The organism is Serratia sp. 22278 (assembly GCF_052045405.1).
Taxonomy (GTDB): Bacteria; Pseudomonadota; Gammaproteobacteria; order Enterobacterales; family Enterobacteriaceae; genus Serratia; species Serratia marcescens.
Genome location: NZ_JBQEOW010000036.1, coordinates 1 through 416, shown reverse-complemented (window position 1 = coordinate 416; position 416 = coordinate 1). Strand labels below are relative to the sequence as shown.

2 tRNA genes are annotated in these 416 nt (G+C 48.3%); both read right to left on the bottom strand.

Features of this window, described 5'->3' with window-relative positions:
• Window positions 1-135 precede the first annotated feature (135 nt).
• A tRNA-Ala gene (locus tag ACTJJ6_RS23590) sits at window positions 136-211 on the bottom strand.
• Window positions 212-249: 38 nt separating this feature from the next.
• Window positions 250-326 (bottom strand) — tRNA-Ile (locus ACTJJ6_RS23585).
• Between the last annotated feature and the right edge of the window lie 90 nt (window positions 327-416).

The window sequence follows — 416 nt, the reverse complement described above, 5'->3', positions numbered from 1 at the left end:
CCCAGTACTTCTACGGAGGGATAAATTTCAGCCGTCATGTTTCAATTTTCAGCTTGTTCCAGATTGTTAAAGAGCAAAATACTTCGCAGCATACTGTCGCCAATATACTCTGAAGTATTGAAATACCGGACTATATGGTGGAGCTAAGCGGGATCGAACCGCTGACCTCCTGCGTGCAAGGCAGGCGCTCTCCCAGCTGAGCTATAGCCCCATACAGTCACGCGCAGTACCTTTTCCACTTCCGAGAAGTGGTAGGCCTGAGTGGACTTGAACCACCGACCTCACCCTTATCAGGGGTGCGCTCTAACCACCTGAGCTACAAGCCTATAAAGGTATTTCTGCTCGTTACTTTTTCATCAGACAATCTGTGTGAGCACGCCACTCGAACTAATATCTTTAGGTAAGGAGGTGATCCA